This window comes from Nocardia sp. NPDC004340, from assembly GCF_053602575.1.
Genome location: NZ_JBSGDW010000009.1, coordinates 22,931 through 41,756, shown reverse-complemented (window position 1 = coordinate 41,756; position 18,826 = coordinate 22,931). Strand labels below are relative to the sequence as shown.

The following is an 18,826-nucleotide window of genomic DNA, read 5'->3' as shown; positions in this document are numbered from 1 at the left end:
CCGCGTAGATCTGTCGGCGATCAACACGCGATTAGGAGTGAGTCAGTTGTCAGTTTCGTGGCGTCGTACCGCCGTCGTTGTCGCGCTCAGCGGTGGGCTGCTGGTCAGCCCGCTGCTCGGAAACCTGGCCGGCGGTGAGCTGTCGGCGCTGCCGGCCGCCGTCGCCAAGCCCAGCCAGGATCAGGGCGCCGACGCCCCCCGCCTCGCCAGCGTCGACAACTTCCGCGACGTCGCCGGCACCGGCGCGGGCTACGACGCGCAGGGCAGCCATCACGTCAACAAGGGCGTCTTCTACCGCTCCAACGCGCTGACCCCCAACGACGCCGACCTGGCGACCCTCACCGGCCTGCACCTCGGCACCGCCTTCGACCTGCGCACCAGCGGTGAGATCGCGGCCAAGCCGGACCGCCTGCCGACCGGCACCTCCTACGTCAACATCTCGATCCTGAGCGGCGACCTGTCCGGCTCCATGGGCAACCTCACCAGCCCCGAGGCCGCCCGCGAGGCCATGCGCGCCCTCAACCGCCAGTTCGTCACCGGCGCCTACGAGCGCGCCCGCTTCGCCGACCTGCTGACCCAGCTCGCCGACCAGCAGGGCCCGGCCGTCTTCCACTGCACCGCCGGCAAGGACCGCACCGGCTGGACGTCCTACCTGCTGCTCAGCCTCGCGGGCGTCGACCAGCAGACCATCATGAACGACTACCTGCTCACCAACGAGTACTCCGCGAAGTCCATCGCGGCCACCCTCGCGCAGATCACCGCCGCCAAGGGCGCCGGCGCAGCCGCCGTCTACCAGCCGCTGCTGGGTGTCGAGGCGAGCTTCCTGCAGGCCGGAATCGACCAGCTCACCGCCGATTACGGCTCGGTCGACAAGTACCTGAAGGACGGGCTCGGCCTGAAGGGGCAGACCATCGAGCAGCTCAAGCACAAGCTGATCCAGAAGTAGGGCTCCGGCTCCGGCGGTTCCCCCGAGGCAGCGCTGCGGGGGACCCGCTTCGGTCCTGCGATCATGTACCGATGAGTAACCGGTCACGGGACGTGCGGTTCGGGCACGCCGAGCTACGCGCCGACGCGGAACGGCCGGGCGGGTGGCTGCTGACCGTCAACGGCATCGCCCAGTCCTACATCGACCTGGACGACCCGACCTATCTCGAACTCGAATACGTCCGCTACTTCGGATACGTCGTCGACTCCCTGGAACCCGCCGACGCGCCCCTGGACGTGGTGCACATCGGCGGAGGCGGCTGCACCTTCCCGCGCTACCTCGCGGCCGTGCGGCCCGGCTCCCGCCACCTGGTGATCGAGGCCGACGAGGCGCTGGCCGAATTCGTCGACGAATGCCTCGGCCTGCGCTCGGTGCCCGGCCTCGACCTGCGGCTCGGCGACGGACTCACCGAAATCGCCACCCTGCCAACGGCTTCCGCGGATGTGATGGTGGCCGACGCCTTCGAAGGCCTGCGGATCGCCCAGGGCATCACCGGCCCCGCCTTCACCGCCGAGGTGGCGCGAGTCCTGCGCCCGGACGGCCTCTATCTCCTGAACCTGGTCGGCACCCGCCACCATTTGGACGACATCCGCGCGGCCTTCCCGTACCGGGCCATGCTCGACGGCGACGTCTTCGCCGGATACACCGGCAACCAGGTCCTGGCGGCCAGTCGCGTCCCGCTGCCGCTCGAATCCCTCTATCGGCAAGCGGAACACGCATTTCCGCCGGTGCGCGTCGCGGCCGAAGCTCCCGACCCGCTGCCCGGGCGGTGAGCCACCTCACAGGGTTTGCTCCGACTTCGGGGGACACAGCTTTACAGTCGGTCATCGAAACGCCATCGCCGCGTCACCGCCCCGGCACCCGCGATCCCGAGACTATTCCTCGCACCCGGTGCCGGTCGTCGAGCCTCCACTTCGCCCGGTGTCCGCTCTCGACGCGACACCTCCGTTCATGCCCTCGCGTCGGCCACGGACCGCGGACACCTTCGGCACCGGGTGCAACCCCTACCGTGCGTCCGGAGGTCCCGATGTTCGAATCGTGTTGTTCCCCTCGTGAATCGGCTCACGTGCTCCGCGCCCGCTACGGCCTACCCGTCGAGCTCTACGCCGACCGGCCCCTGCTTACCCTCGGCGCGGCCGTCGAAGCCCTGACCCTCCCCGAACCACTCGGCCGCCAGGTCCTCGACCGCCTGTCCGAGCTCCCGTCCACGCCCGTGATCGCCGACCCGCGCGACCGCCACTGGACCTTCCTGGTCGCCCCGCCACTCCCGAATCACCGTGTGCCCCAGCGGCTTCGCACCTTCCTCCAGGGCTACTCGGTGACGCTCCCCGCGCCCGGCACCCGAATCATGTTGCCCACCAGCGACCAGCCCGGCGGCTGGCATTGGGCCGACGAGCCGGAACCGGGCGGACTCCGCCTGCCCCACCGCGCCGTGGTGCTGTCCGCGGTCCGCCTGGCGATTCTCGAAGGCCCGCTGTCCCGCCTCACCGGGTAGCGGTCGGCGACTTCCAGTCCGCCGGAAGGTGTCCCAGGCGGACGCGCTGCGGGTGGTCGCCGACCGGCACCGAGGTGATCTTCGCGCCGGTGGCGAAGTCGATCGCGGTGACCTGGTCGGCGGCGCTCTCGGAGATGAGGCACGCCTTCCCGTCGCCGCTCACGGTGGCCCAGTACGGCTTGGCGGCGGGGATCAGCGGACCCGCCGACAGATCGGCGAGGGTGACGACGGTGGCGTAGTCGTCCATGGTTCCCGCGACGCACAGCTTCTTGCCGTCCGGGTCCATCGAAAGCCCGTGGTGGCGTGAGTCGTTGACCCAGGTCGTGCGGTCCGGGCTGGTGGCCGGGTTCTTCGGCAGCTCGGCGACCCGCAGGATCTTGTCGGCGGCCACGTCGTATTCGAGGAAGCCGTTGAAGAACGACACCTGGAAGTAGAGCTTCGACTCGTCGGGCAGGAACGCGACCGGGCGGATCGCATCGGACAGATCCTTGCGACCGAACGCGTCCAGCCGCTCCCGCATATCGATGGTCCTCACCACCCGATAGGTGGTGGCATCGGCGACGGTGATCTTGCGATCCCCCTTCGTCCAGTCCAGCAGCGGATCGTCGAACGGCGTGTTCACATCCCCGATCGCCATGTTCCAGATGGTCCCGTCCTTGGCGAAGACGTTCTCGTGCGGCTTGTCGCCGGTCGGGAACCGCCCGAGCTCGACCCCGGTCTCGATGTCCAGCACGTGCACGACATTGCCGGTCGAAGCCGACACCGCGACCCGCCGCCCATCCGGCGACACCGCCATGTGATCAGCGCGATTCCCCGACACCGCGAACCGCCACTTCACCTTTCCGGTCGCGCTGTCGACGGACACCACATCGGCGAAACTGGGCCGCGACGCCACCACCGCCGACCCGTCCGGCGTCGTATACATGTCATCGACGTACTGGTCGTGCCCCTCGCCAACGGTCAGCCGAATCCCGAGAAAGTAAGCCAGCTTCACCGGATTCAGATAGATCTCCCGCAGCCGCTCATCCTTGTCGGGAATCAGATCGATCGACCCGATCTTCCCGAAATCCCCACGGGCCCTGATGATGTCGGCCGTCCCTTGCCAATTGCTACCGACCAACATCACCTCCCGCAATCCAGGATCCGCGCTCGCGGGCGCGATCCCCGCGCCGACTGATGCCGCGACGACCGCCGCGGCCAGGCCGGCCGCCTTGCGCCGCATGCGGCCGCGTCGTGAGGTGCGGGATGGAACTCGCATGGAACGCCCTTCGGTTGCGAATCTGGGTGCGGGTAAGGCTATTCGGTCCCCGATATTCCAGCCCGGGAAAGTTCGTGACGGAAGGCCTTTTCCGGTCGGGGAGGGGGCGGGACCGGACAGGAGCGGACGAGAGCCGCAAAGGGTTTGCTGATTGGTTGCGGTGCCGTGCGCGGAGATCGTTGGCTAACCCGGTGATTCGGGCAAAGTGGACGTCCCGGCCGGGGGTGGCCGGGACTGCGGAATGTGTGCGCGAGGCGGGACTTGAACCCGCACGTCCTAGGACACCAGAACCTAAATCTGGCGCGTATGCCAATTTCGCCACTCGCGCTAACGGTACGACCGTCCAAACTTTACCGGGTCCAACGGGGATCGCGAAGCATCGGGGACGTGTGGCGTACTGGTCGGTAACCTCACCTGCGATTATAACGATTTGATAAATGCCAATGTGAGGGAGGCTCACGTTTCCTACACCGGCGTAACCGAGCTCACCAGCGGCTTCAAACATGAGGGAGGGTCATGTTTCTGATTATTCTGGTACGGACGTACATAAATACTCGGCGGTAAACCCCTGGTCGGCGGGCCAAACATGAGGAGATCCTCATGATTTTGTGCGATCCTCGGCATCTACCAGGGCCTGCGGGCCGGAGGGATACCTGCGCACCGTGAGCGCGGTCCAGTCCTGTGGAGACGGGCCGCCAGGAGAAGGAAGTCGAACGTCTTGACGATCAACGAGAGCACCGGGACCGGATCGAAGTCCAGGGCGGCGGGGAAGTCACGGGAGAGCGGGATCAGGTCGTCGCTGCTGGACCGGTTGCTGGACGGCGCGCCGTACGCGCTCGCCTTCGGCGGCCAGGGCGCGCAGTGGCTCACCGAGCTGGAGGAGATCGGGCGCGACTCCGCGCTCGAGCCCGAACTGACCGCGCTGGTCAACGAGGCCGCCGCCGCGCTGGAACCGATTGCGGCGCAGCTGCTCGTGGTCCGGCCGGTCGGGTTCGACCCCATCGCGTGGATGCTGGAAGAAGAGATTGCCGACCCGGAGCAGGGGGAGGTCTCGGGAGCGCCGTCAGCGCAGGTGTTGCGCTCCGCCGCCGTCTCCATGCCGGGTGTGCTCCTGACCCAGATCGCCGCGCTGCGCGCGCTGCGCCTGCAGGGCCTCGACATCGTCGCGCACGCGCCCACCGCCATCATCGGCCACTCGCAGGGCCGCCTGGCCGCCACCGCCGCCGAGGCCCACGGCCGGCGTGACGCCGAACTGCTGGCCATCGCCCAGCTGGTCGGCGCCTCCGCCAGCCTCGTCGCCCGCCGCCGCGGCCTGCTGCCGATCGGTGAGAAGTCCCCGATGGTCGCCGTCTCCAATGTCGACCCCGAGGCCCTGAAAGCCGTTGTCGCCGAGGTCATGACCGGTGTCGCGCCGGAGAAGGCCGCCGTGCTGTCCATCCGCAACGGCCGCCGTCGCGTCGTGCTCAGCGGCCCGGTCGCCCAGCTCGACCGCGTCCGTCAGCGCGCCGCCGAGATCAATGCCGAGCAGGCCGCCGAGCGCGACGCCAAGAAGCGTGGCGGCGCGGTCTTCGCCCCCGTCTTCGAGGACATCCCGGTCGAGGTGGCCTTCCACCACCCGGCGCTCGCCGAGACCGTGGACCTGGTCCGCGGCTGGGCCCAGCAGTGCGGCCTGGACGCCGACCTGGCCGCCACCCTCACCCAGGAAGTGCTGGTCGACCCGATCGACTGGGTCGGCATCGTCGACGAGACCGTCACCGCGGGCGCGCAGTGGATCCTGGACCTCGGTCCCGGCGACCTGCTGACCCGCCTCACCGCCGGTTCGCTCAAGGGCACCGGCGTCGGCGTGCTCGCCGCCTCCACCCGCCCGGGCCAGCGCAGCCTGTTCACCCCCGGCGCGGCCCCCGAGGTCGCCTCGGCCTGGAGCGAATTCGCGCCCAAGCCGATCCGCCTGCCCAACGGCCGCGTCGTCGTGGAGACCTCCTTCACCCGCCTCACCGGTCGTTCCCCGATCCTGCTGGCGGGCATGACCCCCACCACGGTCGACGCGAAAATCGTTGCGGCCGCGGCCAACGCCGGCCACTGGGCCGAGCTGGCCGGTGGCGGTCAGGTCACCGAGCAGATCTTCGCCGACCGCGTCGAGGAGCTGAAGAGCCTGCTGCAGCCCGGTCGCGCGGTGCAGTTCAACTCGCTGTTCCTGGACCCGTACCTGTGGAAGCTGCAGCTGGGCGGCAAGCGCATCGTGCAGCGCGCCCGCACCGCCGGTGCGCCGCTGGACGGCGTCATCGTCACCGCCGGCATCCCGGAACTCGAAGAGGCCGTGGGCCTGATCGAGGAACTGTCCGAGGTCGGCATCACCCACGTGGCGTTCAAGCCCGGCACCGTGGCGCAGATCCGCGCCGTGCTGCGCATCGCCGACGCGGTCCCCGGCTACCCGGTGATCATGCACATCGAGGGCGGCAAGGCCGGCGGTCACCACTCCTGGGAAGACCTCGACGACCTGCTCCTCGACACCTACGCCGAGCTGCGCGGCCGCGACAATGTCGTGGTCTGCGTCGGCGGCGGCATCGGCACGCCCGAGCGCGCCACCGAATACCTCACCGGCGTTTGGTCGCAGCAGCACGGCTACCCGGCCATGCCGCTGGACGGCGTCCTGGTCGGCACCGCCGCCATGGCGACGCTCGAGGCCACCACCGCCCCCGAGGTCAAGCAGCTGCTGGTCGACACCCCCGGCACCCCCGACTGGGTCGGCGCGGGCACCGCGGTCGGTGGCATGGCTTCCGGCCGTAGCCAATTGGGCGCGGACATCCACGAGATCGACAACGCCGCCTCCCGCACCGGCCGCCTGCTGGACGAGGTCGCCGGTGACGCCGACGCCGTGGCCGCGCGCCGCGCCGAGATCATCGAGGCGCTCGACGGCACCGCCAAGCCGTACTTCGGCGATGTCGCCACCATGACCTACCTGGAGTGGCTGGAGCGCTACGTCGAGCTGGCCGTGGGCCTGGACCGCCGCAAGGACTTCGACTGCGGCGCCGACTTCGCCGACGCCATCGCCGACGCCACCCGCTCGGTCTGGCTCGACATCACCTGGCGCGACCGGTTCGCGGAGATGGTGCGCCGCACCGAATCCCGCCTCAACCCGGCCGACCGCGGCGAGATCGCGACCCTGTTCGCCGACGACTCCGCCTTCGAGACCCCGGTGCAGGCCATCTGCACCCTGAAGGCCGAATACCCGGCCGCCGCCGACACCGTGCTGCACCCGGCCGACGTGCCGTTCTTCGTGTCGCTGTGCAAGATCCCGGGCAAGCCGGTCAACTTCGTCCCGGTCGTGGACCAGGACGTGCGCCGCTGGTGGCGTTCGGATTCGCTGTGGCAGGCCCACGATGCCCGCTACACCGCCGACCAGGTCTGCGTCATCCCCGGCACCGTCGCCGTCGCGGGCATCACCCGCGTGGACGAGCCGGTCGGTGAACTCCTCGACCGCTTCGAGCAGGACACCGCCTTCACCCTGGTGCGCGCGGGCGTGGTCCCGGCCGCCGTGGACGGCCGCCGCCGCACCGAGGTCGCGGGCGGACTGCTCGACATCGTGCTGGCCGCACCGGATGTGCAGTGGGCCGGCCGCACCACCGTCAACCCCATCCACCGCCTCGGCGATCTGGGCGAGTGGGTCATGAACGGCAAGGGCGCCAAGCACCCGCCGACCGGCTCCACCCTCTCGGCCACCGATGGCCCCGAGAGTGATTGCGCCTACCTGGAATTGGCGGTCCCGCTGCTGGGCCAGGACGCCGTCCGCATCCGTATGACCGTCCCGGTCTCCGTGTACAACGGTGGCGCGCCGGTCATCACCGAGGACGACGCCGAGGCCGCCATGTCGGCGCTGCTCGCGGTCGCCGCGGGCAAGTCGCTGCCCGAGGTCAAGTCGGTCGACGGCGCGCAGGTCGCGCACGTCAACCTGGCCTGGAGCCCGGACCTGATCGCCGACCACGCCGGTGTCACCGGCGCCGGCCTGCCGGACAGCCTGTCCACCCTCGGCCGCACCGCCCCCGACGTGCTCGTGGGCGCTTGCTGGCCCGCCGTTTTCGCGGTTCTGGGCGCGACCCGCACCGCGGACTCGCACTCCGTCATCGAGGGCATGCTGGACCTGGTCCACCTCGACCACCAGATCGAGCTGCTGGGCGCGCTGCCCGCCGAGCACGCCGTGCTCGCGGTCCGCGCCGAGTCGGCCGAGGTGCTCGACACCGACCTGGGCCGCGTCGTCGAGGTCAAGGTCACCGTCGGCGTCATGCGGGATCACGGCCTGGAGACCCCGGCCGTCGCGACTCTGGTGGAGCGCTTCGCCATTCGCGGCCGCACCGGCCAAGCCGAGCTGACCGACCCGCCGCGTGCCGCCGGTTCGCTGTCCGACGACGCCACCGACACCCCGCGTCGCCGCCGCCGCGACGTGGCCCTGGTGGCCCCGCGCGCCATGGGCGCCTTCGCGCACGTGTCGGGTGACTTCAACCCGATCCACACCTCCGAGAACGCCGCTCGCCTGGCCGGTCTGGGCACCCCGATCGTGCACGGCATGTGGCTCTCGGCCGCCGCCCAGCACGCCGTCTCGGCGATCGACCTGGGCGACAAGGTGCCGCCGCGCACCATCACCGCCTGGACCACCCGCTTCCTGGGCATGGTCCGCCTCGGCGCGCAGATCGACGTGCGCGTGGAACGCGTTGCGGTGGACCACGGTTCGGAGATCGTCGAGGTCTCCTGCCGCATCGACGGCAACCTCGTGATGACCGCCACCGGCCGCATCGCGCCGCCGAAGACGGTCTACGCCTTCCCGGGGCAGGGCATTCAGGCCAAGGGGATGGGCCTGGACGCACGCACCCGGTCCAAGGCCGCCAAGGAGATCTGGGACCGCGCCGACAAGCACACCCGTGAGGCCCTGGGCTTCTCGATCCTGGCCGTGGTGCGCGACAACCCGACCTACCTCAAGGCGCGGGGCGTGGAATACCGCCACCCGCAGGGCGTGCTGCACCTGACCCAGTTCACCCAGGTGGCCATGGCCACCCTCGGTGTCGCCCAGGTCGCCGAGCTGCGCGAGGCGGGCGCCTTCATCGAGGGCGCGATGCTGGCGGGCCACTCCGTCGGTGAGTACAACGCCCTCGCCGCCGCGGCGGGCGTGCTGCCGCTGAACGCGGTGCTGGAGGTCGTGTTCCAGCGCGGTTCGGCCATGCACGAGCTGGTGCCCCGGGATGCCCAGGGCCGCAGCGACTACCGCATGGCCGCCATCCGCCCCTCGCAGATCGGCATCGCCGACGACGAGGTCATCGGCTGGGTCAAGGGCCTGGGCGAGCAGGCCGGCGAGTTCCTCGAGGTCGTGAACCTGAACCTGCGGGGCGCGCAGTACGCCATCGCGGGCACGGTGAAGGGCATGGAGGCGCTCGAGGACGAGATCGAGCGTCTGCGCGCCGAGACCGGCGGCAAGCGCGCGTTCGTGCTCATCCCGGGCATCGACGTGCCGTTCCACTCGACCGTGCTGCGCGCCGGCGTGCCGGAGTTCCGCACCAAGCTGCTCGACCTGCTGCCCGCGGACCTGCAGCCGGAGCTGCTGATCGGCCGCTACATTCCGAACCTGGTGCCCAAGCCGTTCAACCTGGAGCGTGAATTCGTCCAGGAGATCGCGGATCTGGTGCCGTCGGAGCCGCTGGCCGAGGTGCTGGCGAACTGGGCCGACTGGTCTTCCGAGGCCAAGCGCGTCGAGCTGTGCCGTGTGGTCCTGGTCGAGCTGCTGGCCTGGCAGTTCGCCAGCCCGGTCCGCTGGATCGAGACCCAGGACCTGCTGTTCACCGATGTGGAGCACGGCGGCGTGGGCGTCGAGCGGTTCGTCGAGATCGGTCTGGCCGCGACGCCGACCGTGGCGAACCTGGCCTCGAACACGCTGAAGCTGCCGCAGTTCGGCAGCGCTGTCGTCGAGGTGCTCAATATCGAGCGCGAGCGCGGCATCGTCTACTCGACCGACACCGACCCGGCCCCCGTGGAGGAGCCGGAGGAGACCCCGGCCGAGACCGCTTCCGCCGCACCGGCGCCCGCCGCCGCTGCCGCCCCGGCCCCCGTGGCCGTGCCGACCGGCGGCCCGACGCCGGACGACATCGCGTTCTCCGCCGCCGACGCCACCCGCGTGCTGATCGCGCTGTGGACCAAGCTGCGGATGGACCAGATCGGCCCGGTGGACACCATCGAGGGCCTGTGCGACGGCGTGTCCTCGCGCCGCAACCAGCTGCTCGTCGACCTCGGCGCGGAGCTCTCGCTCGGCGCCATCGACGGTGCCGCGGACGCCGACATGGGCGCGCTGTCCAACACCGTCGACCGCCTGGCCCGCACCTACAAGCCGTTCGGTTCGGTGCTGTCCGACTCCATCGGCGACCACCTGCGCAAGGTGTTCGGCCCGTCCGGCAAGCGTCCGGCGGCCATCGCCGACCGGGTCAAGAAGACCTGGGGTCTGGGCGACGGCTGGGCCAGCCACGTCACCGCCGAGGTCTCCCTCGGCACCCGTGAGGGCCAGTCGGTCCGCGGTGGCGACCTGGGCGGCCTGGTGGCGGGCGGACTGTCGGACGCCGCGTCCGTGGACGCCGCGATCGACGCCGCTGTGCAGTCCGTGGCCGCGCGCCGCGGAGTCGCGGTCTCCATGCCCTCCGCCGGTGGCGGTGCGGGCGGCGCGACCGTCGACGCCGCCGCGCTGGGCGAGTTCACCGAGCAGATCACCGGCCGCGACGGCGTGCTGGCGCAGGCCGCCCGGGTGATCCTGGAGTCCCTCGGCCACGCCGAGCAGGCGTCCGCGCCGGAGGCCACCGAGGACACCCTGGTGGATCTGGTGTCGGCCGAACTGGGTTCGGACTGGCCGCGTCTGGTCGCGCCCGCCTTCGACGCCAAGAAGGCCGTCCTGATCGACGACCGGTGGGCCTCGGCCCGTGAGGATCTGGCCCGCCTGTGGTTCGGCAACGACGGCTCGCTGCCCGCCGAACCCGCCGTCGAGGGCTACCTCGGCGCCGGTGAAGCCGTTGCGGCGCAGGCCACCTGGTGGCGCAACCGCGCCATGAAGGAGGCCCGCTCGGTGCTGGCCGGCGTCTACGGCGCCATCGCCGAGGCCGCGCTCAGCTCGGCCGAGCCGGGCATCTGGTCCTCCGACATCGCCGTGATCACCGGCGCCAGCAAGGGTTCCATCGCGGCGGCGGCCACCGGCCGGCTGCTCGCGGGTGGCGCGACCGTCGTGGTCACCACCTCCTCGCTGAACGACGACCGCATGAGCTTCTACAAGCAGCTCTACCGCGACAACGCCCGCAAGGGCGCCGCGCTGTGGGTGGTTCCGGCGAACATGGCCTCCTACACCGACATCGACGCGCTCATCGACTGGGTCGGCACCGAGCAGGTCGACAATGCCGGTGGCGCCAAGATCCTGGTCAAGGAGGCGATGACCCCCACCCTGCTGCTGCCGTTCGCCGCGCCCCGCGTGGCCGGCGACCTCTCCGACGCCGGCGCTCGCGCCGAGATGGAGATGCGGGTGCTGCTGTGGTCGGTGGAACGCCTGATCGGCGGCCTGTCCGCCATCGGCGCCGACCACGACGTGGACGCGAAACTGCATGTGGTGCTGCCGGGTTCGCCCAACCGCGGCATGTTCGGCGGGGACGGCGCCTACGGCGAGTCCAAGGCCGCCCTGGACGCCATCGTCGCCAAGTGGCGCGCGGAGACCTCCTGGTCCGAGCGGGTCACCCTGGTGCACGCGCTGATCGGCTGGGTGCGCGGCACCGGCCTGATGGGCGGCAACGACCCGCTGGTCGAGGCCGTCGAGAAGGCCGGCGTGCAGACCTGGTCCACCATCCAGATGGCCGACGAGCTGCTCAAGTGGTGCACCTCGCGGGCCCGCGTGGTGACCGCGTCCGGACCGCAGCAGATCGACCTCACCGGCGGTCTGGCCGGGGCCAAGCTGGATCTGCCCGCCCTCGCCAAGGAGGCGCGCGAGCAGGCCGAGGCCGCGGCTGCCGACTCCGAAGGCGTTGACGGCGCGACCATTTCCGCCCTGCCCGCTCCGCCGACCCTGAGCTCCAAGCTGGTCACCCCCGAATGGGGTTCGGTCACCGCCGATCTCGACGACATGGTCGTCATCGTCGGCGCGGGCGAGCTCGGCCCCTACGGTTCGGCGCGCACCCGCTTCGAGATGGAGGTCTCCGACCAGCTCTCCGCCGCGGGCGTGCTGGAGCTGGCCTGGACCACCGGCCTGGTCACCTGGGAGAACGACCCCAAGCCGGGCTGGTACGACACCGAATCCGGTGAGTACGTCGAGGAATCCGAGCTGGCCGACCGCTACCACGACACCGTGGTGGAGCGCTGCGGCGTCCGTCGCTACGGCGACGACGGCGCCATGATCGAGAACGCGGCCCCGCTGCTCACCTCGGTGTTCCTGGACAAGGACCTGTCCTTCGTGGTCAACACCGAGGCCGAGGCCCGCGCCTTCTTCGCCGCCAACCCGGAGCAGACGGTCGTCACCCCGGTCGCCGGAACCGGCGACTGGCAGGTGACGCGCAAGGCGGGCACCGAGATTCGCGTGCCCCGCAAGGCCAAGCTGACCCGCACCGTCGGCGGCCAGATCCCCACCGGCTGGGACCCCACCAAGTGGGGCATCTCCGCCGACATGGTGAGCTCGGTCGACCGGGTGGCGCTGTGGAACATCGTCTGCACCGTGGACGCGTTCCTGAGCTCCGGCTTCAGCCCCGCCGAACTGATGAGCTGGGTGCACCCGGCCATGGTGGCCAACACCCAGGGCACCGGTATGGGCGGCATGTCGTCGATGCGCTCGCTCTACATCGACAACCTGCTCGGTGAGCCGCACGCCAACGACATCTTGCAGGAGGCCCTGCCCAACGTCGCCCTGGCGCACGTGGTGCAGAGCTACGTCGGCTCCTACGGCGGCATGATCCACCCGGTCGCGGCCTGCGCGACCGCGGCGGTCTCCGTCGAGGAGGGTGTGGACAAGATCAAGCTCGGCAAGGCCGACCTGGTCGTGGCCGGCGGCTACGACGATCTCGGCATCGAGGGCATCGTCGGCTTCGGCGACATGTCCGCCACCGCCGACTCGGCCGTCATGTCCGCCAAGGGCATCAGCGACCGCTACTTCTCCCGCGCCAACGACCGTCGCCGCGGCGGCTTCGTGGAATCGCAGGGTGGCGGCACGGTGCTGCTGGCCCGCGGTTCGGTGGCCCTGGAGATGGGTCTGCCGGTGCTGGGTGTGGTCGCGTTCGCGCAGTCCTTCGCCGACGGCGTGCACACCTCGATCCCGGCTCCGGGCCTGGGCGCCCTGGGCGCGGGCCGCGGTGGCCCGGAGTCCAAGCTGGCCAAGGAACTCGGCAAGCTGGGCGTCGGCGCCGACGAGATCGCGGTCATCTCCAAGCACGACACCTCCACCGCCGCAAACGATCCCAACGAGTCCGAGCTGCACGAGCGGCTGGCCTCGGCGATCGGGCGCTCGGAAGGCGCTCCGCTGTTCGTCATCTCGCAGAAGACCCTCACCGGTCACGCGAAGGGCGGCGCGGCGGCGTTCCAGATGATCGGCCTGTGCCAGGTGCTCGAGCAGGGCGTCATCCCGCCCAACCGCAGCCTCGACTGCGTGGACGAGAAGATGGCCCAGTACCCGCACCTGGTGTGGCTGCGCGAGGCGCTGACCGTGGGAGATCGCTTCCCGCTCAAGGCCGGTCTGGTCACCTCGCTCGGCTTCGGCCACGTCTCCGGCCTGGTCGCCATCGTGCACCCGCAGGCCTTCGTGGAGGCCATTGCCGACGCCGAGGCGCGAGAGGCGTACCAGCGCAAGGCCGAAGAGCGTCAGCTCGCGGGCCGTCAGCGCTTCGCCGAGGCGATGTGCGGTGGCGCTCCGATGTACGAGCGGCCCGCCGACCGCCGCCTGGGCGGCGACGGCACCCCGGCCAAGCAGTCGCGGCAGCTCGAGGCCGACATGCTGCTCTCGCAGCAGGCGCGGCTGGGCTCCGACGCCGTCTACGTGACGGCGCCGCAAGGACCGGCCTGCCGGTAAGTAGCTCACGGCAGGTTCGACACGGCGGGTTCGTGTCCTGTGCTCCGCGCGAGCACCGGACGCGGGCCCGCCGTTCCATGTCGGTGATCCGACGGTAGAAGCGCGGAGCCTACGGTGCCGTAGGTCCGCTGGTATGTTCGCAGCCAATTCGACTGCACTACGAGGAATCTAGGAGTCCCGCACTGTGACGATCCTGGGTATCGGCCTGGACTTGGTCACCATCTCCGAGTTCGCCGAGCAAATGGAACGCACCGGAACCACCATGCTCCGGGAGAGTTTCACCGCTGGGGAGCGGCGCTATTGCCAAAGCAAGGGCACCGACCCGGCACGCAGCTATGCCACCCGCTGGGCCGCGAAGGAGGCGGTCATCAAGGCGTGGGCGTCATCCCGCTTCGCCCGCAGCCCGCAGATCGGCGACAATCCGTATCCGCTGATCGAGGTCGTCAACGACGCCTGGGGACGGCCCAGCATCAAATTGCACGGGCTGGCAGCGGAATTCCTGCCGCGGGTGCGAGTTCACCTGTCGCTCACCCACGATGGCGACACCGCCGCCGCCATGGTGGTGCTCGAGGATCCGGGCGAGCTCGCCGATCTGATCCGCGACTGACGCGGTTTCGCGGGTGCGCGCTACTCCGGATCGAAGGTGGTGCGCTGCCCGCCGGATCGCGATTCCTTCTCCGCGATCAGCAGATACGCCACCATGAGGCGCTTGAGCTCGGCGACGGCGTCCTCGTGGGCCAGGCCGTCCTGGACCGAGAAGTTCAGCATCGAGTACACGACGTGCACCAGCACCTGCGCCATCATGGAGCGGCGGCCGCGGGGGGTGCGCGGCATCAGCGGGCGCAGCATCTGCGAAACCGCTTCGGCGAACTCCTTTTCGTGGATCGCGCCGGTGGCCCGGGTGGACGGGGTGGACTGCATGGCCAGCCACACCTCGCGCCGGGAGGGGTCGGTCATCCACAGGTCGGCCAAGTGGTCGACGAGCTGGGTCATGTGCCGCAGCCAGTCCATGGACGGGATCTCGCCGTGGAAGTCGGCCAGCTCCTGTGAAACCGCCACCAGGTCTTGGCGATTCAGCTCGCAGACGATGACGTACTTGTTGGCGAAGAACTGGTAGAGCGTGCCGATCGGCACCTCCGCGCGGGCCGCGACCTCTTCGCAGGTGAACGATTCGAAGCCGACCTCGACCAGTAATTCGCGGGAGGCCTGCAACAGGGCGTCGAACTTGCGCTTCGATCGTTCCTGCGTCGGGCGGCGACGGGGCATCAGCTCCTGTGGGTCGTCCTGCAGCTCCAACGCAGGGTCCGGTCGTCGCGCCGACCTGGTTCCCGTGCGTGCTTCCACGCTCAACAGCCTACGGGTTACGACACGCGCATGACACGCTGCGGTAGTTCGTGTGTCACCGAATCCGACCCATCCGAGCCGTCGTCGGCTCCGAAGAATCATCGCAGCTGCCTCTCAGCTGCGGTTCTCCGTTGAAAGGGGCCCGGCCTCTTTCGAACCCGTTTCGTCCTCGGTTCTCCTCTCTCGACCGCGTGATCCTCGCCTGTACGTCGACGTTGGAAGGCTGATTGTGGTTGCTTCTACCCCTGTTCGTACCGCGGTGACGCTCGGCGTCGCCACCGAGCGCGGCACGGTGCGCGCCGTGGCCCTCGCCGACACGGGCGACAAGCTGACCGATCGCGTGGTGCTCGAGCGCGTCCTGCCGATCGGCGGAGATGCGAAGGCCGACTTGGCGGTCGCGGTGGAGACGGCGCTCGAGGACATCGCCGACAAGATCGGCGCGGATCGGGAGATCATCGGCGCGGCCGTCACCTACCGTGACGCCGCCGAGCGCCGCGCCATCGTCACCAAGCTGGCCGCTGGTCCCTGGCACGACGCCTCGCTGGTGTCCGCCAAGGCCTCGCACCTGGCGGTGGCCCGCGCCATGACCTGGGTGGACGAATTCGAGGATCTCGCTATCTGCGAGGTGGTGCCCGGCTTCCAGGCGTTCTCCCTCATCTCCCCGGACCGCGCCCGGGTGCTCGCCGCGGTGACGCTGACCGGCGGCGCGGCCACCGACGACGCCATGCGTTCCGCGGTCACCGCCGCCTGGGACCAGTTCGACGCGGCCGGGGTGAAGCCGGACGCGGTGGTGCTGATCGGCTCCGCCGCAACCGAATCCGCCGTGGTGGCGGCGCTGGAGTCCGGCTTCGGCGCGCCCGTGATCCCCTGCCAGGTGGCGGCGGCCGCCCCGGCCCTCGGCGCGGCGCTGACCGCACTGCCCGAGGCGGAGTTCGTCGGGGAGGTGGCCGAGCGCATTCGCCGGGCCCGTGGTTCCGCGGCGCTGTTCGCGGCGGCCGGCGTGCTGGCGGGCGGCCTGGTGGTGGGCGGCGTCCTCGCCTCGGGCAGCGAGTCCAAGAAGGTGCCCGAACCCGTCCTCACCGATTCCCGGGTCACCGCCGACGGGAACAACGGCGAGCACCGGATGGGTGACGCCGCCGTCCCCGGCCAAGACTCGGGTTCCGTCCTCGGGGCCGACGGCCTGCCGATCGGCCCGGTGGCAGGGGAGGACGGTGTGGCCCCGAACGCGGACCCGCAGCCCGCGACCGAATTGCAGCCCGGCGATGTGTGGAGCGTCGACCCGGCCACCCTGAACTGGGGTCCCGCGCGTTCCGGTGGCAAGCCGCGGCCGCTGATCAAGGCCGAGCCGGAGTCCACGATGGCCTCGAGCCCGGAGTCGATCATCCCCGCTCCGACCCGCACGGCGGGCTCCCCGGGCGCATCCGGCTTGTTCCCGGGCGAACTCGCGCCACCGGCCCCGGGCACCGCGGAGTTCGCCTCCTGGTGGGACAACCACTGGCGCATGATGCTGCAGTGGGCCGCCCAGATGATGCCCAAGGCCTAGCGGGTCGACACCCGAAGTCCTGACCTGACGAGCCCCGATCCGCGACGCGGACCGGGGCTCGCTGTGTTCGGCGGCGGTGTCCGCCGGGTCTCGCCTAGACCGACAGGTCTCGGCGCAGCTTGGCTACGTGGCCGGTGGCCCGCACGTTGTACTGGGCGACCTCGACCTTGCCGTTCTCGTCGATCAGGAAGGTGGACCGGATGACGCCGGTCACTTTCTTGCCGTACATCATCTTTTCGCCGAAGGCGCCGTAGGCGGCCAGCGTCTCCTTCTCCGGATCCGACAGCAGGGGGAAGGTGAGCTGTTCGGTGTCGCGGAACTTGGCCAGCTTGGCCGGCTTGTCGGGGGAGACGCCGATGACGTCGATGCCCGCGCCGTCGAGATCGGCCAGGTTGTCGCGGAAATCGCAGGCCTGCTTGGTGCAGCCGGGAGTGCTGGCGGCCGGGTAGAAGTACACGATCACCTTGCGGCCGCGGTAGTCCGACAGCGAGACGTCCTTGCCGTCGGCGTCGGGCAGGGTGAAGGCGGGCGCGGTGTCCCCGGGACTGAGTCGGTGATTCTCGGTCATGCCGCCACGCTAGTCGACGGGCTCGAGCCGGTGTTGGCGATACACTCTCGGCAGGTCGGCTCGCCTGCGCGTGCGTCGCGCGAGAGCGGCCCCGATTCGACGGCGCCGCGGATTCCGCGCGGCTTTCAGACAGGAGTGTGACGTGGCGAGAGATACCGAGGCGATCGAGCGGGAGATCGAGGCCGCACGCAACCGGCTCGCGAGCACCCTCGACGAGCTGGCGGTACGCGCCGACCCTCAGCGGCTGGCGGAGAACGCGAAACAGTCCCTGGTGGCCAAGATCAACGAGCCGAAGATCAAGTACAGCCTGATCGGCGCGGGCGCCCTGATCGCGACCCTGGTCGTGGTGAAGATCTTCCGCCGCTGAGCGGCAGCGGTACCCGGGGGACAGCCCTCCGACCCGAACATGAATGTGGCCCGGTCCAATTGGACCGGGCCACATTTTTGGGTCTCGCTCAGACCGTCGGGCAAGCCATGCCGGTGCCGTCGGGGTCCAGGTGCGGGCTGTAGCCGGGCTGGCCGCGGAACAGCGGAGCGGCGCCGGCGGCGCGGGCCTGGTCGCAGTTCTGGTACACGGGGCCGCCGGCGGAGCCGGTCTGGCTGAGACCCGCGGAGCCGGTGGCGGCCGAACCGGTGTCGATGGCGGAGGATCCGGTACCGGCGGATCCGGTGATGACATCGGCGGTGGCGACGGCGGTCTGGGCTGCGATGGTCGTCAGGCCCGCGACGCTGGCGGTGACGAGTAGCCGGCGAACGTTCATGTATTCCTCAATGTCGGCGCGGTTAGGGTTAGCTGGCCCGAGTGTTCTGGCGCAACGTTGCATTGTCAACCGGATGAGCTATGCATAGAGGTGAATTAGGGGATTTACCCCGAATGCCGGAACCTCTTCTGCCACTATGTGTCTCATTCGTCCTGACCGAAATGCGCTCGGGCATTGACGATTTCCGCCAGAACTACGCAAATCGAACGGTCAGTACTGTACCGAAGGTTGCATGCCGGGGGTGGCACGGATTCTCCGTGAACTTCCTGAGGATTGTCATGGTGTCCATGTCAACTATTTCCCGATACCATGGATGTCATGACGCGCTGGCTGACCGATGAGGAACAGACGACCTGGCAGTCCTTCATCCGCATGCGGCAACGCCTGGACTCGGCGATCGCCGCCGGGCTGACCCGGGACGGGCTGTCGTTCTCCGACTACGAAGTGCTGGTCGCGCTGTCCGCGGCCGATGGCCAGCTGCGCGCCAAGGAACTTGGCGCGGAGATCTGCTGGGACAAGAGCCGCCTGTCCAAGCATCTGTCCCGGATGGCGACCCGCGGCCTGGTGGACCGCTGCCAGGCCGCCGACGACGCCCGCGGCCGCGAGATCCGGCTCACCGACGCGGGCCGCGCCGCCCTCGCGGCCGCCGCGCCGAATCACGTCGAGCTGGTGCGTCGGCTGCTCATCGACGAGATGACCGCCGAGGAGGCGAAGGCCGTGCGCTCGCTGGCCGACCGGGTGGTCGCCGAGGTCGAGCGCACGGATCCGGACGGGGTCGACTGAGCCGCGACCGGCGGGGGCCCAGACTCGGCCCG

12 protein-coding genes and 1 tRNA gene are annotated in these 18,826 nt (G+C 70.0%); 8 read left to right on the top strand and 5 right to left on the bottom strand.

All coding sequences use genetic code 11. From position 1 onward, the window contains the following. Window positions 1-46: 46 nt before the first annotated feature. The 3 genes from ACWEOI_RS28645 (at window position 47) to ACWEOI_RS28635 (ending at window position 2,480) form a co-directional block, all read left to right on the top strand. Window positions 47-946, top strand: a complete 900-nt coding sequence (locus ACWEOI_RS28645; protein WP_452361580.1) for a tyrosine-protein phosphatase — start codon at window positions 47-49, stop codon at window positions 944-946. 71 nt (window positions 947-1,017) lie between these two features. Next, complete coding sequence (locus ACWEOI_RS28640; RefSeq protein ID WP_452361579.1) at window positions 1,018-1,758, top strand: spermidine synthase; 741 nt, start codon at window positions 1,018-1,020, stop codon at window positions 1,756-1,758. A 293-nt stretch (window positions 1,759-2,051) separates the two neighbouring features. After that, window positions 2,052-2,480, top strand: coding sequence for a hypothetical protein (locus ACWEOI_RS28635; RefSeq protein WP_433671409.1), 429 nt, complete (start codon window positions 2,052-2,054; stop codon window positions 2,478-2,480). Here ACWEOI_RS28635 and ACWEOI_RS28630 read toward each other — a convergent pair. Together ACWEOI_RS28630 and ACWEOI_RS28625 are read right to left on the bottom strand one after the other, a co-directional pair. Further along, a complete protein-coding gene (locus ACWEOI_RS28630; protein WP_452361578.1) occupies window positions 2,470-3,738 on the bottom strand; it encodes a YncE family protein in 1,269 nt (422 codons plus the stop codon). The genes ACWEOI_RS28635 and ACWEOI_RS28630 overlap by 11 nt on opposite strands. A gap of 246 nt (window positions 3,739-3,984) precedes the next feature. Continuing rightward, window positions 3,985-4,066 (bottom strand) — tRNA-Leu (locus tag ACWEOI_RS28625). A 390-nt stretch (window positions 4,067-4,456) separates the two neighbouring features. Here ACWEOI_RS28625 and ACWEOI_RS28620 point away from each other — a divergent pair. Both ACWEOI_RS28620 and acpS read left to right on the top strand, forming a co-directional pair. Beyond that, complete coding sequence (locus ACWEOI_RS28620) at window positions 4,457-13,795, top strand: fatty acid synthase subunit beta domain-containing protein (RefSeq protein WP_452361577.1); 9,339 nt, start codon at window positions 4,457-4,459, stop codon at window positions 13,793-13,795. A gap of 184 nt (window positions 13,796-13,979) precedes the next feature. Continuing rightward, the gene (acpS, locus tag ACWEOI_RS28615; RefSeq protein WP_326311540.1) at window positions 13,980-14,402 is read left to right on the top strand and encodes a holo-ACP synthase AcpS; all 423 of its coding nucleotides are present in this window, start codon (window positions 13,980-13,982) and stop codon (window positions 14,400-14,402) included. 20 nt (window positions 14,403-14,422) lie between these two features. On the opposite strand, the gene ACWEOI_RS28610 is transcribed toward acpS, so the two are convergent. Beyond that, window positions 14,423-15,061 (bottom strand): TetR/AcrR family transcriptional regulator, encoded by a 639-nt coding sequence (locus ACWEOI_RS28610; RefSeq protein WP_357284577.1) that lies wholly within the window; start codon window positions 15,059-15,061, stop codon window positions 14,423-14,425. A gap of 337 nt (window positions 15,062-15,398) precedes the next feature. Between ACWEOI_RS28610 and ACWEOI_RS28605 the strand changes: the two genes are divergently transcribed. Continuing rightward, window positions 15,399-16,682, top strand: a complete 1,284-nt coding sequence (locus ACWEOI_RS28605; protein ID WP_452361576.1) for a hypothetical protein — start codon at window positions 15,399-15,401, stop codon at window positions 16,680-16,682. A 94-nt stretch (window positions 16,683-16,776) separates the two neighbouring features. On the opposite strand, the gene bcp is transcribed toward ACWEOI_RS28605, so the two are convergent. Next, window positions 16,777-17,250, bottom strand: a complete 474-nt coding sequence (gene bcp / locus ACWEOI_RS28600) for a thioredoxin-dependent thiol peroxidase (RefSeq protein WP_433671416.1) — start codon at window positions 17,248-17,250, stop codon at window positions 16,777-16,779. Between the two features lie 142 nt (window positions 17,251-17,392). On the opposite strand from bcp, the gene ACWEOI_RS28595 reads away from it, so the two are divergent. Then, entirely contained in the window at window positions 17,393-17,617 is a 225-nt protein-coding gene (locus ACWEOI_RS28595) for a DUF3618 domain-containing protein (protein WP_357090596.1), read from the top strand. 88 nt (window positions 17,618-17,705) lie between these two features. On the opposite strand, the gene ACWEOI_RS28590 is transcribed toward ACWEOI_RS28595, so the two are convergent. After that, a complete protein-coding gene (locus ACWEOI_RS28590; protein ID WP_357284238.1) occupies window positions 17,706-18,011 on the bottom strand; it encodes an excalibur calcium-binding domain-containing protein in 306 nt (101 codons plus the stop codon). Between the two features lie 318 nt (window positions 18,012-18,329). Here ACWEOI_RS28590 and ACWEOI_RS28585 point away from each other — a divergent pair, with 318 nt between their 5' ends. Next, window positions 18,330-18,794, top strand: coding sequence for a MarR family winged helix-turn-helix transcriptional regulator (locus tag ACWEOI_RS28585; protein ID WP_452361575.1), 465 nt, complete (start codon window positions 18,330-18,332; stop codon window positions 18,792-18,794). Window positions 18,795-18,826 lie beyond the last annotated feature (32 nt).

Excerpts from the sequence above, each read along its gene's own strand:
- bcp (WP_433671416.1), bottom strand. The coding sequence starts at position 17,250 with ATGACCGAGAATCACCGACTCAGTCCCGGGGACACCGCGCCCGCCTTC.
- ACWEOI_RS28590 (WP_357284238.1), bottom strand. The coding sequence starts at position 18,011 with ATGAACGTTCGCCGGCTACTCGTCACCGCCAGCGTCGCGGGCCTGACG.
- ACWEOI_RS28640 (WP_452361579.1), top strand. The coding sequence starts at position 1,018 with ATGAGTAACCGGTCACGGGACGTGCGGTTCGGGCACGCCGAGCTACGC.
- ACWEOI_RS28585 (WP_452361575.1), top strand. The coding sequence starts at position 18,330 with ATGACGCGCTGGCTGACCGATGAGGAACAGACGACCTGGCAGTCCTTC.
- ACWEOI_RS28630 (WP_452361578.1), bottom strand. The coding sequence starts at position 3,738 with ATGCGAGTTCCATCCCGCACCTCACGACGCGGCCGCATGCGGCGCAAG.
- ACWEOI_RS28610 (WP_357284577.1), bottom strand. The coding sequence starts at position 15,061 with ATGCCCCGTCGCCGCCCGACGCAGGAACGATCGAAGCGCAAGTTCGAC.